Raw genomic sequence first — 16,921 nt, 5'->3', positions numbered from 1 at the left:
TTCCTAACTCTATTATACTACTTTACATATGAAAAAGCCGTTAGAAATACAATTCTAACGACTTTGTCTTCAGTCTGTAGCCTGAATACAGGCTATCCACTCCCTACAATTCCTCAGCTATCTTATTAATTTTCCGCAGGCGGTGATTGACACCGCTCTTGGTAATCGGGTTGGTCAAGCTATCCGCCAATTGCTGGATAGAATAGTCAGGATGCTGGATGCGGAGCTGGGCCACTTCCTGCAAATCTCCAGGCAACTGGTCCAGTCCAATGGTCTCCATAATCTTACTGATATTGTTAATGGTTTTCATGCTAGCAGTGACTGTCTTGGCAATATTGGCCGCCTCGGCATTGGTCGCACGATTGAGATCGTTTCTGGCCTCGCGCAGGAGCTTGACATTTTCAAACTCGGTCTTTGCCTCTTCTGCCCCAATGACCAGGAGGAAATCCATGATATCCTCGGCTCGTTGCAAATAGGTAATGGTCCCTTTTTTTCGTTCAATCACCTTGGCATCCAGCAGAAATTTCTGCATCAAGTCCGCCAAGTCAAGAGCATGGTCGCTGTAGACCGAGGCAATTTCCAGCTGGTACTTACCTTTTTCAGGGTCCTTGACAGAGCCCGCCGCCAAAAAGGCACCACGCAGATAGGCCTGGCTCCAGGAATCATTTTCCAATACCAGCGGTGAAATCCCCGTCTCCAAGCCGAAAAAGCTATCTGCCAGATAGAGGTCGTTGAGAATATCATTGACCCCGTCCTCGATATGAACAGAATAAATCCTATTCTTTCTAAGGTTTTGCCGTTGGTGGTGACGAATTTCCGCCTTAATCTGGTAAAAGGTCTGGAGCATTTCATAGACATGCCGAGCAATCTTGGCATTTTCAGTCGTAATGGACAGGGTCAAACCTGACGATGCCAGACCTAGACTACCTGCCAGCTTGATCATGGCCGACAACTCCGACTTATTTTGACTGGACTGAATCAGCAATTCTTCCTTGACTTGTATCGTAAAACTCATGACCGCACCTGCAAGATACTGAGTAATTCTTCTACTACAAGGTCCCCATCGTGAAAAGCTCCGCCATTTTCCAAACGAAGAAAATTCGACGAAATCACGCGCCGCGCTTGGTCCTGAAGCCCTACAAAATCGTGCTTGACCTGGACTAGATACTCATCAAACTGGTGGGTATCCATGTAGTCCTGTGGCACAGGCTCGATGTTAACAAGGACGGTGTCAATAAAACGACAGGCCAGATGTGCATTGAGGACCGCAGCGTGGTCAGCATCTGAGAAGAACTCCGTCTCCCCGCGCTGGGTCATGATGTTGCAGACATAGACCACCTCCGCCTTGGTCTCCTTGAGAGCTTGTCCAATCTCGGGAATCATAAGGTTGGGTAGAATAGAGGTGTAGAGGGAGCCAGGTCCCAGCACCACCAAATCGCTGTCCATAATGGCATCCACTACCTGCGGGCTAGCTGTTGGGGTTTGATCATTGTAGGTATTGGTGACAAATACATGCCCAATCATGCCTGGATGCTTGGAAATTTTACTTTCACCGACCACCTCAGTCCCGTCAGTAAAGACGGCATGGAGGGTCAGCGGATGCTCACTGGAAGGATATATTTTCCCTGTCGTATGGAAAAAGCGGGTCAAGAGCCGCATGGCATTGTAGGTCGATCCCTGCATCTCAGAAATCCCAGCGATGATGAGATTACCCAGCGGATGTCCTGCCAAGGGACCGTCGCTGGCATCAAATCGGTACTGGAAAATCTGCTCATAGAGCTTGGGCATATCTGACATAGCCAGGAGGACATTGCGCAAATCACCCGGCGGTGTAACCTGGAGGGCATGGCGAATCTCACCAGACGAGCCTCCGTCATCTGCCACCGTCACGATAGCTGTAATGTCCGCATCCTTGTTGCGCAGGCTTTTGAGAATCACAGGAATCCCCGTTCCTCCTCCGATAACCGTAATCTTTGGCTTTCTCATGACCGATTGACCGTCTCTTTCCGCTTGTCTTTGTCCCGATGACTCAGGTTGACAAGCCAGTTTTTCTCTAGGTCTTCTGCTAGGCGTTTGGCAAAGGCTACGCTGCGGTGTTGACCGCCCGTGCATCCGACTGCTATGGTCAGAACTGATTTACCTTCCTTCTGGTAACCTGGCAGAATTGGCTCGATCAAGCTTATCAAATGGCCGTAGAACTCTTCTGATTCCTGGTGGTCCATAACGTAATCGTAAACCGGCTGGTCCATCCCTGTCAGATTGCGCAGTTCGGGCTTGTAATATGGATTTGGCAAGAAACGCACGTCAAAGACCAGGTCCGCATCTAGAGGTAGGCCGTACTTAAATCCGAAGGATAGGACTTCCACCCTGAAAGACGGCTGATTGTCCTGGCTAGCGAATTGCTCAGAGATGGCCATACGTAGGTTTCTCGGTGTCAAATCCGAGGTATCAATCACATTCTGACTCATATTTTTCAAGGGAGCTAGAAGTTCGCGCTCTAGATTGATACCGTCGAGAACTCGGCCGTCTGCAGCCAGAGGGTGAGAACGGCGAGTCTCCTTATAGCGGGCCACCAATTCACTATCCGTGGCATCCAGGAAGAGAATCTTGAAGTCCAGGTCTTCTGCGGTTTCCAGGTCATCTAGAACTTCACGGATTTCCGCAAAGAAGGACCGGCTCCGCATGTCGACAACCAGGGCAATCTTGTTATTGTCCTTGCTGGCATGGATGAGCTCGATAAATTTCGGCAATAGGGTCGGTGGCATATTGTCAATGGTAAAGTAGCCCAGGTCCTCAAAGGACTGGATAGCGACTGTCTTACCGGCTCCCGACATCCCTGTCACGATAACTAGTTGGAGTTTGTCTGCCATGGCTAGACCTCCTTTTTCTGATTTATTCAACAACGGCGATGACTTCGATTTCAACCTTCACATCGCGTGGCAGGCGAGCAACTTCTACAGCTGAGCGAGCTGGAAAATCGGATGAGAAGGCTGTTTTATAGACCTCATTAAAGAGTACAAAATCATTCATATCCTTGAGGAAACATGTTGTTTTGACAACGTGGTCAAAGTCTGTTCCAGCTTCTGCTAGGATGGCTGCAATATTTTTCAAGACTTGATCGGTCTGTTCTTGAATGGTTTCACCAACCACTTCACCCGTTTCTGGTGATAGGGGTACTTGACCTGATGCGAAGAGCAGATTACCTACGACCTTACCCTGAACGTACGGGCCGATAGCTGCTGGTGCTTTGTCTGTGTGAATAGTTTTCATAGTATATCTCCTTTTGTTTTCTAAATCTATTATAGCATAGGTTGCTAGGATTGAGGTAGTTTTGGGAATTCTTTCCATGGATAATCCCTGAAATTTTATGTAACAAAAAAGGCTGGACATGGATTCCAACCTTATCTAGAGCTTCTTATTTTTTCTATTAACATCTCAATACAGCATGATATCATGTTTCCAGTGGCTTGATAAAATACAGAGAGGTTATCGTCGTTGTAGGCAGAAGCTTCAATTGCCAGAGGGCTGTCCTCATACCAAACACCAGTCCCATCCGGAATAAAACCGTTTTGCACATAAAGTTTCTGAGCCTTGCCATAATGAGCATTCAAACCAACACCTATCCCTATCTGGGATGTAAAATCGGATACAAGTTGGCAGATAGCATCCAATAATCTGTAGCCAATTCCCTGACCCTGAAAATGTTCAAAGACAGTAAAATCGACAATTTCAGGAATACCTGTCTGAGAAAATCGCCCCTTCTTGGGACATTTGACAAGGGTAATATAACCCAGACAGGCCTGCTCATTTTCAGCTACCAAAACCTGGTGCTCACCTTCTTCCTGCTCCGTCAAATAACTTTCCAGGATTGCCTTCCGCAACAGCCAGCCCTGCTCTAAAAAGCCTGAACTAGCTTCTCAATATGACAAGCCTCTAAATGAACTATTCTAATCATGTCACACTCCTCTGTATAGATAAACACAAGACATCTTTAAGTAATATGATAGGTGTAACTAAATCTCTCTAGAAAAATCACTGTCTAGTTCCCGATATGATTGGATATTTTGAACATATTCTAAGACGCCTTGAAATTGGTCTTCTTGATCACGAACCGCCTTGTAAACGACATAAACAAAGGTTTCTTCATCCTTTTTGAACCACATAGTCACTTCATTTTTCTGTCCACTGCGCAGGAGTTCAAAGATTTTTTTGACCTTGTCAACAATTTTCGGTGGATGACAGAGTTCGACATTGCGTCCGATTTGACTAGGTGTCCGCTTGAAAATCATTTCCTCAACTGGATGGCTATCATTGTAATATTGGAAAATGTCATCCTTGTTCACGAAGGTTAATTCCAATGGTAAATGATTAAGGATGAGATTCGCTTGTTCAAGAGTCAAATAACCATTGCCAAAAGGCTGTGGACTAGCAGGGTCCAGAACTGATGTGGTCGGTTCTTTTGGTGTGAAGGAGATAGTAAACTGTCCCTCTGGCGTATCAATCACCCGCACATTGGGATCGCTTGCCTGCGGTGTCGACAGTGTGTCAGTCTGCTCTGCTATTTCTCCAAAAGAAACCCGCTGGGGAACCCATTTTGCTGTAGGTTTCACAATTGCGTAGCCATAAGCATCACTTTCAGCGGCAATCTGCAACCAATCATCTTGTGTAAAAGTCTCCAGCAAAATCATTAGCAAAATCGCTTCTTCCTTGAAGACCATCTCTTCAAACTCAGTGGCGAAACTTTCAAAAGTTTGACGAACAGTTTCTATATCTCCATCTGGCAAGGTATCTAAAGCCTTGCGGGCTTCCTTAAAGAGCAGACGAATATCATCGTCTACGCCCCACATTACCTTGGGTGGCGCATCATGACCATAGCGCTCCATGATTGGAAAGAAGAGTTTTTCCTTGCGCGTATAATGATGGTCAAACTGACCTAACAATTTATATTGACGTTGCAAACCTTGGAGAAGTTGGTCGCGCACTTCTTCCTCCTCCACTTGCTCATACTGCTCTAAAATCCGACGAATGCGCAATAAAGCTCCACGAAGTGCAAGATTTTCTTGTTTAAAGACATAAACAGGATGACCTTCTTGATCCATGTCTGCCACTTGGACATCCGATATAGCTCCCTTGAAAAGATTGGCATGAACATTACATAAGCCCATAACATCTTCGAAGGTAATCCCCGTATCGCTGGACATGAGTTCGTGTTCCATCATCGAAATCTCCAGCGCTGACACACCTGTAAAATGCTGATTAAATTGTTCCTGAACGGACTCCGCGCTAGCTCCGTTATGCAGGTCCAAGAGGATATTCTTCAAAATGTCAATCCGTTGTTCCGTCATTATTCTCCTCCTATTACCTCATAGCCGTTGCATTCCAAGACCTGCTGAATACGGTCTAGCGGAATCTTGGTCATCTTGGAGCCAGTCTTGAGACTGGTTACCTTACCAACTGTGTTGAGCATAGCTGGATTAGCCAAAGGCTTGAAACCAAGCTCCACCAGAATATCCTTGACTTCTGGGTGCTGGTTGATAATCTCTGCAACAGGCAGATTTAGGTCGATGGTGTTCATTGTTTTTCCCCCTTCAACGCCTCAAACTTCGCTTTCATGGTTGGATTGTTACGTGTTAGCTTTTTGACCGTGACGTCATCCAGTTTGTTATTGGCCAGACGGAGCTGATTCTCGCTGGTGGTCAGGGCTGCTTTGACCGCCTCCATCCGCTTGATGGCCTTGTCAATCTCATCAATAGCCTTTTGGAAATTGGTGCTGGCTGACTGGTAGTTCTTGGCAAAGGCTGTTTTAAAGGTCGCCAAATCTTCTTCAAAATGGGTAATATCGATATGCTGTTCTCTGACCAAGGCCAACTCTTGCTTGTATTTCAGACTATTGAGCGCCGCATTGCGTAAAAGTCCTATCAACTGTATAAAGAACTGAGGGCGAACCACATACATTTTCTCGTACTTGTGGCTGACATCAACAATCCCCGTATTGTAGTAATCGTTATCCGCCTCTAGCATGGTCACTAGCACCGCATATTCACAGTTCTTCTCACGACGATCCTTGTCCAATTCTTTGAAAAAGTCCTCATTCTTATGCTTTTTAACCGTGTCATCCGCCTCATTTTTCATCTCAAACATGATGGAAATGATTTCTACACCATTTTCATCCGTCTCGCGGTAGATGTAGTCGCCCTTGGACCCACGCGCCGACACTTGATTATCTTTTTCAAAATAAGCATTGGGAAAGGCTAACTGTCGAACCTTATTGAACTCCGACTCAGCATACAATTCCAAACTTTCACCGATAGCCTTGGTCGATTGCTGGGCCTTGAAGTTCTTATAGAATTCTACCTGCTCGCTAGCCGCCTTGAGTTGAACCTCATACTCCTGCCGAGTGGTCGCCAGCGCCAATTCCTGCTTTTGCTCCTGCAAAACCAAGGCATTCTGGGCCGCATCCCGCTCCTTCTCAACCTGAGCCACTGCCTGCTGCAACTCCAAATCCTTGGACAGACCCACTTGCTCCAATTTTGCCTTTAGCTCTAGGATTTCTTGGTCTTTTTGGGAAATAGCAGAGCTAATTTCATGTTCCGTCTGACTAGTCAGTTTGTCCAGCTGAGCCTGAAGTGCCAGCAGCTCCTTATCCTTTTGGGCAATAGCAGAGCTGACCTCATGTTCCGTCTGACTAGCCACCTGCTCAAACTTAGCTGTCAGTTCTAAAATAGCCTTATCCTTGTCAGCCAATTTAGCCTGCAAGTCATTTTCAGCCTTCTGAGTCAGCAACTCTGTCTCACGCGCCAAACGATCATGAACTTCCTTATCAAACTCCACACCACGAACCTGAGCCAAAAGCTGGCTGTATTCTGTTTCATTAACTTGAAAAGCCGTTCCACAATGCGGGCAAGTAATATTGTGCATGATTTTCTCCTAAATCTGTTCTTGAACAAAGTGCGACCACTTTTCTTGCAAGGGTTTCTGTTCTGGCACTTCAGCCCCCTCAAGCAAGGCTTGAATATATTCATGCTGGACCAGCCAACCGGTCATATCTTTTTCAGCCGTCGCAAATTCATTGCCAAAATCCTTAGGAATGATTTCCTCAAAGGCAATGTGACTCCCACCTTCTTGCTCTGTCAGAATAAAACCAACCCGAGCAGTATCCCAAGTATAGACAATCTCATGCGGTTCACGATAGGCCAACAAGTCCATCTCCTCACGGAAATCCTCCATTTCAAAGACCAACTTTTGTCCTTCAATATGGAGTTCTGGAAACCATTTAGCAAAACCAGCGTCTGTAGCCAGTAAATCCCATGTTTCTGTCAAAGATGCAGAAACGGAGTATGCCACATTTAATTGATAGTGTGTAGAGGTTGTAGTAATTGAAATTTTCATATATCTAGTATAGCAAAAAATCTCTAAAAAATGAAAAAACACCAGCAAAGCCAGTGTCTAACTGTTCCTTTCCCTCACTGAGACTAGGATACGTCTCGCAAGAGGATTGACAATATAATAACTCAAGGGAAGTGATAGAATAATATTTCTCAAAAAGCGGAAACCATAAATCGGTAAATGAAAGGGAAGATGACTCATATACATGCCAAATACTCCCATAATTAACCCCATTGCAACAGACCGAAAACTAATCATAGCAAAGGAAATATGCTTTTCAGAAGGTAATTTTGGTCCGATGAAATTGATCCATCTGAGGGCTAAAGGATTGACAAATTGCGATGCTATAAAAGAGACAACCACTCCCAAGAAATAAGATGGCAACAAAATAGGTAGTTGCAAGCGACCTGCCCACCATAAATTATAAACAGTCATTACAAATCCCATCATCGCTGACATTAACATGCCAAAAAACAAGCGTTCCTTTCGATTTTGAGGCATAAACTACTCCTCCTATACAGCTTCGTTAGTTATAGTATAACACAAATCACTAATTATTGGTATTGATTGATAAGAAAAGCCTGAATCGCTCCAGGCTTATTACTCAAAGAATTTATAGTAATCTTCCAATTGCATTTCCGCTTTTTGCTGGCGATTGAGGTCTTGGATAATTTGACCATCCTTCATTACAATCAAGCGATTGCCAAAGTTAAGGGCATCCTCCATCTGGTGAGTGACCATAAGGGCAGTCAGCTCCTGGTCGGCAATCAGGCTATCCGTCAAATTCATGAGGGACTGGCTGGTCTTTGGATCAAGGGCCGCCGTGTGTTCATCCAAGAGCAACAGCTCTGGCTTGACGATAGAGGCCATTAAGAGGCTGAGAGCCTGACGCTGGCCACCCGATAAGGAACCAGCTGGAGTAGCGATATGCTTTTCCAGACCATTGCCAATTTTTGCTAGGGTCGCCTCAAACTCTTCCAAATGCTGGGGAAGTTGCCGAGGAACCAACCCACGACCTTGGCCACGGTACTTGGCAATCAAAAGATTTTCCGCCACAGTCATCCGAGGTGCCGTTCCCATCTTGGGATCCTGAAAGACCCGGGACAGGTACTTGGCCCGCTTTTCCGCTGGCCACTTGGTCACATCCTCGCCCAAGATAGACACTGTTCCACTGGTCAAGGGCAGGGTACCTGCTATGACATTGAAGAGGGTGGACTTACCAGCACCATTGCCACCGAGAATAGTGATAAAATCCCCTTGGTAGATAGTCAGATTGACATCCTTTAGAATCACGCGCTCCTGGTCCAGGCCATTGTTGACCACCACACGCGCATTTTTTAGTTCAACGATTGCATTCATTTGGTCAAGCTGGCTCCTTTCAGGATGTTATTTTTGATTTCAGGGACCATGAGGCAGACTGCCAAGATGAGGGCCGAGAAAATGCGGAGGTAGCTGGTATTGATTCCCAGGGAAATCACACCCAAAATCAAGAACTGGTAGAAAATCGCTCCCACCACAATGGTGATAAAACGCTCCGCCATTGTCACATTATCAAACAAAACCTCACCGATGATGAGACTGGCCATGCCGACCACGATGACACCGATACCGCGCGAAACGTCCGCGTAACCCTCCTGCTGGGCGATGAGGGCACCAGCAAGGGCGATGACTCCATTGGAGAGGATCAGACCCATAAGCTCCATACGGCTGGTATGAATGCCAAAACTGCGCGCCATGTCGGGATTGTCACCCGTAGCGATAAAGGCCTGACCCAGGCGGGTATTTAGGAAGAATAGCAGAGCAGAGATGACAGCCACAACTGCCATCAGGCCTAGTATCAATCCATTTGTCTCCCTATCAAAAGGCAGGAGGTCCTGCAAACTCTTGATATTGAGCAAGCCCAGATTGGCTCGCCCCATAATGAAGAGCATAATGGAATGGCAGGAAGACATAACCAGAATCCCCGACAAGAGGGTTGGAATTTTCCCCTTGGTATACAGGAGACCGGTCACAAGCCCTGCCAAACAGCCTGCCAAAACAGCAGCTAAGGTCGCCAGAATCGGGTGGACACCCTGAGTAAGTAAGGTCACAACCACTGCTCCGCCCAAGGGAAAGGAACCCTCTGTCGTCATATCTGGAAAGTTCAAAATACGGAAGGTCATGAAGATACCAAGACCAAGAATGGCCCAAAGCAGGGCCTGGGAAATGGTGGAAAGGATCATAATTCTCTCTAAAATTTCGTTTATTTAATCACGCGGCTTGCTTTTTCAACAATCTCCGCTGGAAGGGTAAGACCAAGTTCATCAGCTACTTTTTGGTTGACGACAACGGTACCTTGGTTAAAGACTTCAACTGGTGTGTCAGCTGTTTTGGCACCGTCAAGAACCTTGGCAGCCATTTTACCAGTAGCAACACCTAAGTCAAATTGGCTGAGGGTTACAGATGCGATACCGCCACCTTCGACCATATCCTCTACAGAAGTGTAGATTGGTTTTTTAGACTTGTTGGCTGCAGAAACGACTGTTGAGAAAGCCGATGCAATGGTATTGTCAACTGGTGTGAAGAAGGCGTCTACCTTGGTTGAGGCAACTTCTACTGTTGAGGCAATTTCGTTTGAAGAAGGAACTGCATACTCGATAACTTCATAGCCTGCTGCCTCAGCTGCCGCCTTAAATTCAGCAACTTGGGCCTTTGAGTTATCCTCGTTTGATGAGAAGAGAGCACCGATTGTTTTTGCCTCTGGGGTGATTTGTTTAATCAAGTCAATAGTATCTGCTACTGGTGTTTGGTCAGAAACGCCAGTGATATTGCCTCCAGGATTTTTCAAATCAGCAACCAAGTTGGCACCGACCGGATCGGTTACAGCTCCCATGATAATCGGTAGGTCGCTGGTTGCGTTGGCTAGGCCTTGGGCGGCTGGTGTCGCGATACCAATCAAGAGTTGGTTGCCATTATCGACCAATTTTTTACTCATGGTTTGCACTTGAGATTGGTCGCCTTCAGCGTTCATAAAGTCGATTTGTAGGTTGACATCCTTATCGTAGCCACCTTCTTTGAGACCAGCTTCAATCCCTTTGTAAATTTCGTCCAAGGAAGCGTGGGTCACATATTGGAGAACTCCGATTTTAACGGTTTGAGATTCCGTCCCAGTCTCTGTTGAGGTCTCTTGTTTATTCTGATTTGAAATCACTACAGCCACAATAATCGCAAAAAATGCAATCAACACACCCATCAATTTTTTATTTTTCATCATAAACCTCTTTCTTATTAAAACAATTGTATCTATTTCGTCAATTCAAGATCTGTATGCTACGCCATCGTTTCATCATAATGTAATCTCCTTTGTATAGAAAAAGCCCACGCATACTAAAATCGTATGCGAGGGCGTCAATGACACGGTACCACCTCACTTATGGGAATGTCTAGAATCCTCCCATATCTCATCTCCTCAAACAAGGAGTTGCACTGTAAGGTGTGCCAACCGAACTATCATTGTTTTAAGTTCATTTACGTGACTGTTTTGGCTGAGTACTTTGTTAGCTCTCCTTGCTATACCGCCAGTATAAGCTGCGTCGACCTGCCTCGTACTCAGCCAAAACAGTCTACGCAAAGTATTTATGCCAAACAATCTCATCAGCCCATTTCATAAGACTCCGCCGCCCGTTTCCACCAACCACAGGCTCCCTAAAGACTTCTGTCCTACTACTTCTTCTGATTACATACGATTATAGATGGTCTTGGAGGATTTGTCAAGGATTTTGAACAAATTTTCTGAAAATTCCTTAACATGTTGTCAGCCTCCAAAATATGCTATACTAGAAAAAGCTAGATTCCAGGAAGAGAAAGAGGAAAACCATGTCTTTTGACGGATTTTTTTTACATCACATGACGGCTGAGTTAAAGGCCAATTTAGAAGGTGGGCGGATTCAGAAAATCAACCAGCCCTTTGAACAGGAGATTGTCCTCAACATCCGCAGCAACCGTCAGAGCCATAAGTTGCTCCTGTCTGCCCATTCGGTTTTCGGACGGGTTCAGCTGACCCAGTCGGACTTTACCAATCCCAAGGTGCCCAATACCTTTACCATGATTTTACGAAAATACTTGCAGGGAGCCATTATCGAGGAGATTCGTCAGTTGGACAATGACCGCATTTTAGAATTTTCGGTGTCCAACAAGGACGAGATTGGCGACCATATCCAAGCAACCTTAATTGTGGAAATCATGGGCAAGCACAGCAATATCATCTTGGTGGATAAGTCTGAACAACGGATTATCGAGGCTATCAAGCACGTTGGTTTCTCGCAAAACTCCTACCGGACCATCTTGCCAGGTTCCACCTACATTCGTCCACCGGAGACGCATTCTCTCAATCCTTATACGGTGTCTGATGAGAAATTGTTTGAAATCTTATCGACTCAGGAACTGAGTCCAAAAAATCTCCAACAGCTCTTTCAAGGTTTGGGTCGGGATACGGCTTCTGAACTGGCCAGTCATTTGCAGACAGACCGCCTCAAGAACTTCCGTGCCTTTTTTGACCAGGCAACTCAGCCTAGCCTGACAGACAAGTCCTATGCTGCTCTGCCATTTGCCAATAGCCCTGAAAACCAGCCACACTTTGAGAGCCTGAGCAGTCTGCTGGACTTCTACTATCAGGACAAGGCGGAGAGGGACCGGGTGGCCCAGCAGGCCAATGAGCTGATCAAACGGGTAGCCAGTGAGTTGGAGAAAAATCGCAAGAAACTGGTCAAGCAGGAGCAGGAATTGGCGGATACGGAGACGGCGGAGTTGGTGCGACAAAAGGGCGAGCTCTTGACCACCTATCTGCATCAGGTGCCCAACGACCAGTCGAATGTGCGGTTAGACAACTACTATACGGGCGAGGAGCTGGAGATTGAGTTGGATGTGGCTTTGACGCCTAGCCAGAATGCCCAGCGCTACTTCAAGAAATACCAAAAACTCAAAGAGGCAGTCAAGCACCTGACCAGCTTGATTGAGGAAACCAAGGCGACCATTGTCTATCTGGAGTCCGTTGACACCATGCTGGGACAGGCGAACTTGACAGAAATCGATGAAATCCGTGAAGAATTGATTGAAACAGGCTACCTCAAACGCCGCCACCGTGAGAAAATCCATAAGCGTCAGAAACCTGAGCGATACTTGGCGACGGACGGGAAGACCATTATTCTGGTCGGGAAAAATAACCTGCAAAATGATGAGTTGACCTTCAAAATGGCCAAGAAAGGTGAACTTTGGTTCCACGCCAAAGACATTCCAGGCAGTCATGTGGTTATCACAGACAACTTGGACCCAAGCGACGAGGTCAAGACCGATGCGGCGGAGTTAGCCGCCTATTTCTCCAAGGCAAGGCATTCTAACTTGGTTCAAGTCGACATGATTGAAGCCAAAAAACTCCATAAGCCAACAGGTGGCAAACCAGGCTTTGTGACCTACCGAGGTCAGAAAACCCTCCGTGTCACCCCAACTGAAGATAAAATAAAATCCATGAAAATCTAGTTCATGGATTTTTCTTATAAAATTTATCAAATTAACTTTATCTTTTAATTATTTTTTCACAAATTATACTATTCGGATGCAATTTATTTCTATCAGATTTAAAGTGACTTATTCTTGATTCTAATTTGAATATAGTACAAAGAAAATAGTGATAAAAGCGAAATAACCGTACCAAGTAACATTCCATTAGGTTGGTAACGTAATTCAATTTCGTGTTCACCTGGTGTTATCGGGAATGAAATCATGCTACCAAGCGATTTCTTAATCGCTACTTCTTTTCCATCTACAAAAGCTGACCAACCTGAATTGTAGGGGATACTTGTTTGAACAATTTCGTGACCTTCTGCTGCTTGAATGGTTCCTTGAATATTGGTATTGGACCATTTCGTCACTTCAATATTGTTAGACAGATTAGCTTGCAATACCTTTGTAATCTCATTATTATTTGCCCTAACAAGACCAACTCCGTCCAGATTTACATCATCCGTATCAAATCTAAACTCGAGAGTAATCGTTTTTCCTTCACTGTTATGAGTCAGTGGCCATAAACTCTTTTGTGAATTGGTAATCTGAGTCGGAAAACCGTTTCCATTCCTTAGAATTGTTAATTTTTCTCTGTATTCTCTAATTGCTGGAGGTGCTAAGAAATAATAAGTGAATGAACTTTTTGGAATTAAATTAAACTTAATAATCCCTGGTTTAGAATTGTCAATCCGTTTATATTGATACTTACTACTATCGTCAGTCGTTTTTTCAAGATTATCCAACTCAATTGAACTGAAACCAAATTGCTCAAAATATTTTTTGTCGGTTCCTGACATAGCTGATAAAATCGCATTTTCATTGCCATAAACATAAAACGAGAGAAGACAATTCCTGTCCTCTCTCGGTGTTAAATGGTAACCGCCCAATAACAAGGTATCTATCTACTCACTCCCTCCTCCAGTATACTGTTATAAAAACAAACTGGAGGATTTATTATGTCTCAGCCCATCGTCCCATTGACTATTCCCCAATCTCGCCGCTTTGAAAAGAAAAGCAGAAACGATATTCTGATGAGAATTCGTCTCGGAAAAACGGAAGTCACATTCTTCCAATCTATCAACCCTAAAATAATGGAAACAATCTTGGATAAGGTGCTGCATTATGACCATCCGACTCAGTGATTTAGGTCAAGTCTACTTGGTCTGTGGGAAAACGGATATGCGTCAGGGTATTGACTCTCTCGCCTATCTTGTCAAAAGTCAATTTAATCTGGATCCCTTCTCCGGTCAAGTCTATCTCTTCTGTGGAGGTCGAAAAGACCGATTCAAAGCTCTTTATTGGGACGGACAGGGATTTTGGTTATTGTATAAACGTTTTGAAAATGGGAAATTGACCTGGCCAAACAATGAAGAGGAGGTCAAGGCTCTAACTTCCGAACAAGTAGACTGGCTCATGAAAGGATTTTCTATCATTCCAAAAATAAATGATTCAAAAAGTCGTGATTTCTATTGAAATCATGGCTTTTCTTTGTGTATAATGGGATAAAAAGAAGGAGGATCGAGCGTATGGATGAGTTATTGGCAATTATTAAACAACAGACCTCAACGATTGAACAACTTACCAACGAGTTGACCCTCCTTCGTGAACAGGTTGAGTATCTGAGACAGAAACTCTACGGAAAATCATCAGAGAAGGTTGTGTATCAACCAGGTCAGCTGAGCTTGTTTGGGGAGGAAAGTCTCCCTGAAGAAGAAGCTGACATACCCAGTTGAAACAGAGACCATCACCTATAAACGCAAGAAAGCTAAGGGTATTCGTCAGGCTATTTTTAGTCAGTTCACTCCAGAGATTGTTCATCACGAATTGCAGGGCGAAGATTGTACCTGTCCAGACTGTCATGGTCAATTGAAGGAGATTGGTTCTACTGTTCAACGACAAGAGTTGGTCTTCATTCCCGCACAATTAAAGCGGATTGATCATGTTCAACACGCATACAAGTGTCAGGCATGTAGTCAGAAGAATCTAAGCGATAAGATTATCAAGGCTCCCGTTCCTAAGGCACCTTTGGCACATAGCCTGGGTTCGGCTTCCATCATCGCCCACACCATTCACCAGAAATTCAATCTGAAGATACCCAATTACCGTCAGGAAGAGGACTGGCATAAGCTTGGTCTGCCCATCAGTCGGAAGGAAATAGCCAACTGGCACATCAAGTCTAGTCAGTATTATTTCGAGCCGATTTATAACCTGTTGCACGAGAAATTGTTGGAGCAACCTATTCTCCATGCGGATGAGACCTCCTACAAGGTCTTAGAAAATGATAGCCAGTTGACCTTCTACTGGACCTTCTTGTCTGGGAAGCATGAGAAAAAGGGAATTACGCTCTATCATCACGACAAGCGTCGGAGTGGCTTGGTTGTGGAGGAATTTCTTGGGGACTATGCGGGCTATGTACATTGTGATATGTGGAGTGCTTATCGTCAATTAGACAAGGCTCAGCTGGTTGGTTGTTGGGCTCATGTCAGGAGAAAGTTCTTTGAGGCGACTCCTAAGAAGACAGACAAGACTTCTTTAGGAGCTAAGGGTTTAGCCTATTGCGACCGCCTGTTTGCCTTGGAGAATGACTGGGCTGACTTATCTACTGAGGAGCGACTGCATAAACGCCAGACAGAGTTGGCTCCCTTGACGGACGAGTTCTTTGACTGGTGTCGTGAGCAATCTGTTTTGCCAGGCTCCAAATTGGGCACTGCAATAGAGTATAGCCTCAAATACGAAACCACCTTCCGAACCGTTCTCTCGGACGGTGACTTAGTCTTGTCCAATAATATGGCTGAAAGGGCAATGAAGACCTTGGTTATGGGCCGTAAAAATTGGCTTTTTTCTCAGAGTTTTGAAGGCGCCAAGTCTACAGCTGTCATTCTGAGTCTTTTAGAAACTGCCAAGAGGCATGGACTTAACGCAGAGAAATATATGACTTATCTTCTAGAACACTTACCTAACGAGGAGACGCTCGCAAAAAAGGAAGTTTTAGAAGCCTATTTGCCATGGAAGGAAAAAATTAAGAGAGCATGTAAATAGAAAAAGGTTCCAGAGTCGATAGGACTTTGGAGCCTTTTCAATATACTTTGTTATTGGGCGGTTACGTTAAATGGGTCAACCCACTACAGTTGACAAAGAGCCCCCAAAAAGCCGAAAACGAGCAACTCCTAATTGGAATTGCTCGTTTTTTATATGCGAGTGGCTAGTTTTTGCCCAGCCCCTAGGTGTTAGCTTTTCGTCTAACCACTACAGTTGACAAAGAGCCTCTATATGACTAGATATATCAGATAGTAGAACCTCTTACTAAAAGGAAAGCGAATCTTCCCCTTTCTATCGATGCAATCAAATAAATAGGAAGGATAAATTGAAATACAATTGATTATTCTTACTTATTGCGACGACGTTTTCCAACAAGTGCAAGAGCTGCTACAAGCATTGCTGCACCAAGTACAGTTGCTGAAGATGAAGCTTCACCAGTGTTTGGCAATTGGCCTGGAGATGCACTTGAAGGGGTTGCAGGTGTTCCTGGACGAGCTGGTTCAGGAGCAGCTGGGGTCATCGGTTTAGATGGTTCTTCTGGAGTATCTGGAGTATCTGGAGTAACTGGAATATAGTTGATAATTGTATCTGTTGTTGGATCATTTGGTACTGGTGGTGCTTCATAACCCTTCGTTGGATCTGCTGGATCGACTGGAGTCAATGGAGTTGTACCATCTGGTCCTACTGGGATATAACCTGGGATGTATGGAATCGTTGGAACGTCTGTACCTGGTTTTGTCGGATCATCCGGATTGTTAGGGTAAACAGTTGGTGGAACTTCCACTGTACCTGTTGGTGGTTGTGGAATCCATGAACCAAGTTTCACATAAGTTACTTCTTCTGTGATGTTACCAGTTGTTTCTGTCGCTACAACCGCTTCCGCTGTAGTACTTGGAGCTACTTCAGAGCCATTGTTAGTTGCGCTTTGTGCCAAGTAGCCTGTCACAAGAGGTAATGG

Annotated in this window: 20 protein-coding genes; 5 read left to right on the top strand and 15 right to left on the bottom strand. The window is 45.0% G+C overall.

All coding sequences use genetic code 11. From position 1 onward, the window contains the following. Window positions 1-103: 103 nt before the first annotated feature. The 13 genes from whiA to trpX form a co-directional block, all read right to left on the bottom strand. Complete coding sequence (gene whiA, locus ACHBHN_RS10235) at window positions 104-1,015, bottom strand: DNA-binding protein WhiA (RefSeq protein ID WP_105161112.1); 912 nt, start codon at window positions 1,013-1,015, stop codon at window positions 104-106. Further along, entirely contained in the window at window positions 1,012-1,986 is a 975-nt protein-coding gene (locus tag ACHBHN_RS10230) for a uridine diphosphate-N-acetylglucosamine-binding protein YvcK (protein ID WP_172062128.1), read from the bottom strand. Before ACHBHN_RS10230 ends, whiA begins: the two co-directional genes overlap by 4 nt. Next, complete coding sequence (rapZ, locus tag ACHBHN_RS10225; protein ID WP_105110929.1) at window positions 1,983-2,870, bottom strand: RNase adapter RapZ; 888 nt, start codon at window positions 2,868-2,870, stop codon at window positions 1,983-1,985. The genes ACHBHN_RS10230 and rapZ overlap by 4 nt, the downstream gene beginning before the upstream one ends. 22 nt (window positions 2,871-2,892) lie before the next feature. Next, the gene (locus ACHBHN_RS10220) at window positions 2,893-3,270 is read right to left on the bottom strand and encodes a RidA family protein (protein ID WP_172067261.1); all 378 of its coding nucleotides are present in this window, start codon (window positions 3,268-3,270) and stop codon (window positions 2,893-2,895) included. A 131-nt stretch (window positions 3,271-3,401) separates the two neighbouring features. After that, window positions 3,402-3,881, bottom strand: coding sequence for a GNAT family N-acetyltransferase (locus ACHBHN_RS10215; protein WP_394734030.1), 480 nt, complete (start codon window positions 3,879-3,881; stop codon window positions 3,402-3,404). A gap of 132 nt (window positions 3,882-4,013) precedes the next feature. After that, window positions 4,014-5,345 carry a DUF438 domain-containing protein gene (locus ACHBHN_RS10210; RefSeq protein WP_394734028.1) on the bottom strand — a complete coding sequence of 444 codons (1,332 nt, stop codon included), beginning with the start codon at window positions 5,343-5,345 and terminating at the stop codon, window positions 4,014-4,016. Next, entirely contained in the window at window positions 5,345-5,575 is a 231-nt protein-coding gene (locus tag ACHBHN_RS10205; RefSeq protein ID WP_015646769.1) for a DUF1858 domain-containing protein, read from the bottom strand. The genes ACHBHN_RS10210 and ACHBHN_RS10205 overlap by 1 nt, the downstream gene beginning before the upstream one ends. Next, the gene (locus ACHBHN_RS10200; RefSeq protein WP_394734027.1) at window positions 5,572-6,918 is read right to left on the bottom strand and encodes a DUF2130 domain-containing protein; all 1,347 of its coding nucleotides are present in this window, start codon (window positions 6,916-6,918) and stop codon (window positions 5,572-5,574) included. Before ACHBHN_RS10200 ends, ACHBHN_RS10205 begins: the two co-directional genes overlap by 4 nt. Window positions 6,919-6,927: 9 nt before the next feature. Further along, window positions 6,928-7,389, bottom strand: coding sequence for an ATPase (locus ACHBHN_RS10195; RefSeq protein ID WP_394734026.1), 462 nt, complete (start codon window positions 7,387-7,389; stop codon window positions 6,928-6,930). Window positions 7,390-7,446: 57 nt separating this feature from the next. Beyond that, window positions 7,447-7,887: a hypothetical protein gene (locus ACHBHN_RS10190; protein ID WP_257104278.1), complete on the bottom strand. Its 441-nt coding sequence runs from the start codon at window positions 7,885-7,887 to the stop codon at window positions 7,447-7,449. Between the two features lie 99 nt (window positions 7,888-7,986). Further along, entirely contained in the window at window positions 7,987-8,745 is a 759-nt protein-coding gene (locus tag ACHBHN_RS10185; protein ID WP_105161105.1) for an ABC transporter ATP-binding protein, read from the bottom strand. After that, entirely contained in the window at window positions 8,742-9,608 is an 867-nt protein-coding gene (locus ACHBHN_RS10180; protein ID WP_105110935.1) for an ABC transporter permease, read from the bottom strand. Before ACHBHN_RS10180 ends, ACHBHN_RS10185 begins: the two co-directional genes overlap by 4 nt. Before the next feature lie 20 nt (window positions 9,609-9,628). Then, complete coding sequence (trpX, locus tag ACHBHN_RS10175; RefSeq protein ID WP_394734025.1) at window positions 9,629-10,636, bottom strand: tryptophan ABC transporter substrate-binding protein; 1,008 nt, start codon at window positions 10,634-10,636, stop codon at window positions 9,629-9,631. 605 nt (window positions 10,637-11,241) lie between these two features. On the opposite strand from trpX, the gene ACHBHN_RS10170 reads away from it, so the two are divergent. Then, window positions 11,242-12,900, top strand: coding sequence for an NFACT family protein (locus ACHBHN_RS10170; protein WP_394734024.1), 1,659 nt, complete (start codon window positions 11,242-11,244; stop codon window positions 12,898-12,900). A 98-nt stretch (window positions 12,901-12,998) separates the two neighbouring features. Here ACHBHN_RS10170 and ACHBHN_RS10165 read toward each other — a convergent pair whose 3' ends face one another. Next, a complete protein-coding gene (locus tag ACHBHN_RS10165) occupies window positions 12,999-13,817 on the bottom strand; it encodes a YfhO family protein (RefSeq protein WP_394734023.1) in 819 nt (272 codons plus the stop codon). Window positions 13,818-13,880: 63 nt separating this feature from the next. On the opposite strand from ACHBHN_RS10165, the gene ACHBHN_RS10160 reads away from it, so the two are divergent. From ACHBHN_RS10160 to ACHBHN_RS10145, 4 genes are read left to right on the top strand one after another with little or no spacing between them, the layout of a single operon-like run. Then, window positions 13,881-14,066 (top strand): hypothetical protein, encoded by a 186-nt coding sequence (locus ACHBHN_RS10160; protein ID WP_171999828.1) that lies wholly within the window; start codon window positions 13,881-13,883, stop codon window positions 14,064-14,066. Beyond that, window positions 14,047-14,397 (top strand): IS66 family insertion sequence element accessory protein TnpB, encoded by a 351-nt coding sequence (gene tnpB, locus ACHBHN_RS10155; RefSeq protein ID WP_105108463.1) that lies wholly within the window; start codon window positions 14,047-14,049, stop codon window positions 14,395-14,397. The genes ACHBHN_RS10160 and tnpB overlap by 20 nt, the downstream gene beginning before the upstream one ends. A gap of 53 nt (window positions 14,398-14,450) precedes the next feature. Next, a complete protein-coding gene (locus ACHBHN_RS10150; RefSeq protein WP_171999825.1) occupies window positions 14,451-14,657 on the top strand; it encodes a hypothetical protein in 207 nt (68 codons plus the stop codon). Further along, window positions 14,611-15,963, top strand: coding sequence for an IS66-like element short variant transposase (locus tag ACHBHN_RS10145; protein WP_394734022.1), 1,353 nt, complete (start codon window positions 14,611-14,613; stop codon window positions 15,961-15,963). Before ACHBHN_RS10150 ends, ACHBHN_RS10145 begins: the two co-directional genes overlap by 47 nt. A gap of 346 nt (window positions 15,964-16,309) precedes the next feature. Here the strand turns inward: ACHBHN_RS10145 and ACHBHN_RS10140 are convergent. Then, window positions 16,310-16,921, bottom strand: a 612-nt coding sequence (locus ACHBHN_RS10140; protein ID WP_394734021.1) for an LPXTG cell wall anchor domain-containing protein, incomplete at its 5' end; no start/stop codon positions are given.

Origin of the sequence: Streptococcus sp. A22, assembly GCF_043674215.1 — a bacterium.
GTDB classification, from domain to species: Bacteria; Bacillota; Bacilli; order Lactobacillales; family Streptococcaceae; genus Streptococcus; species Streptococcus suis_V.
Note: the sequence above shows the minus strand (reverse complement) of the source record. Positions and strands in the feature narration are given on the sequence as shown.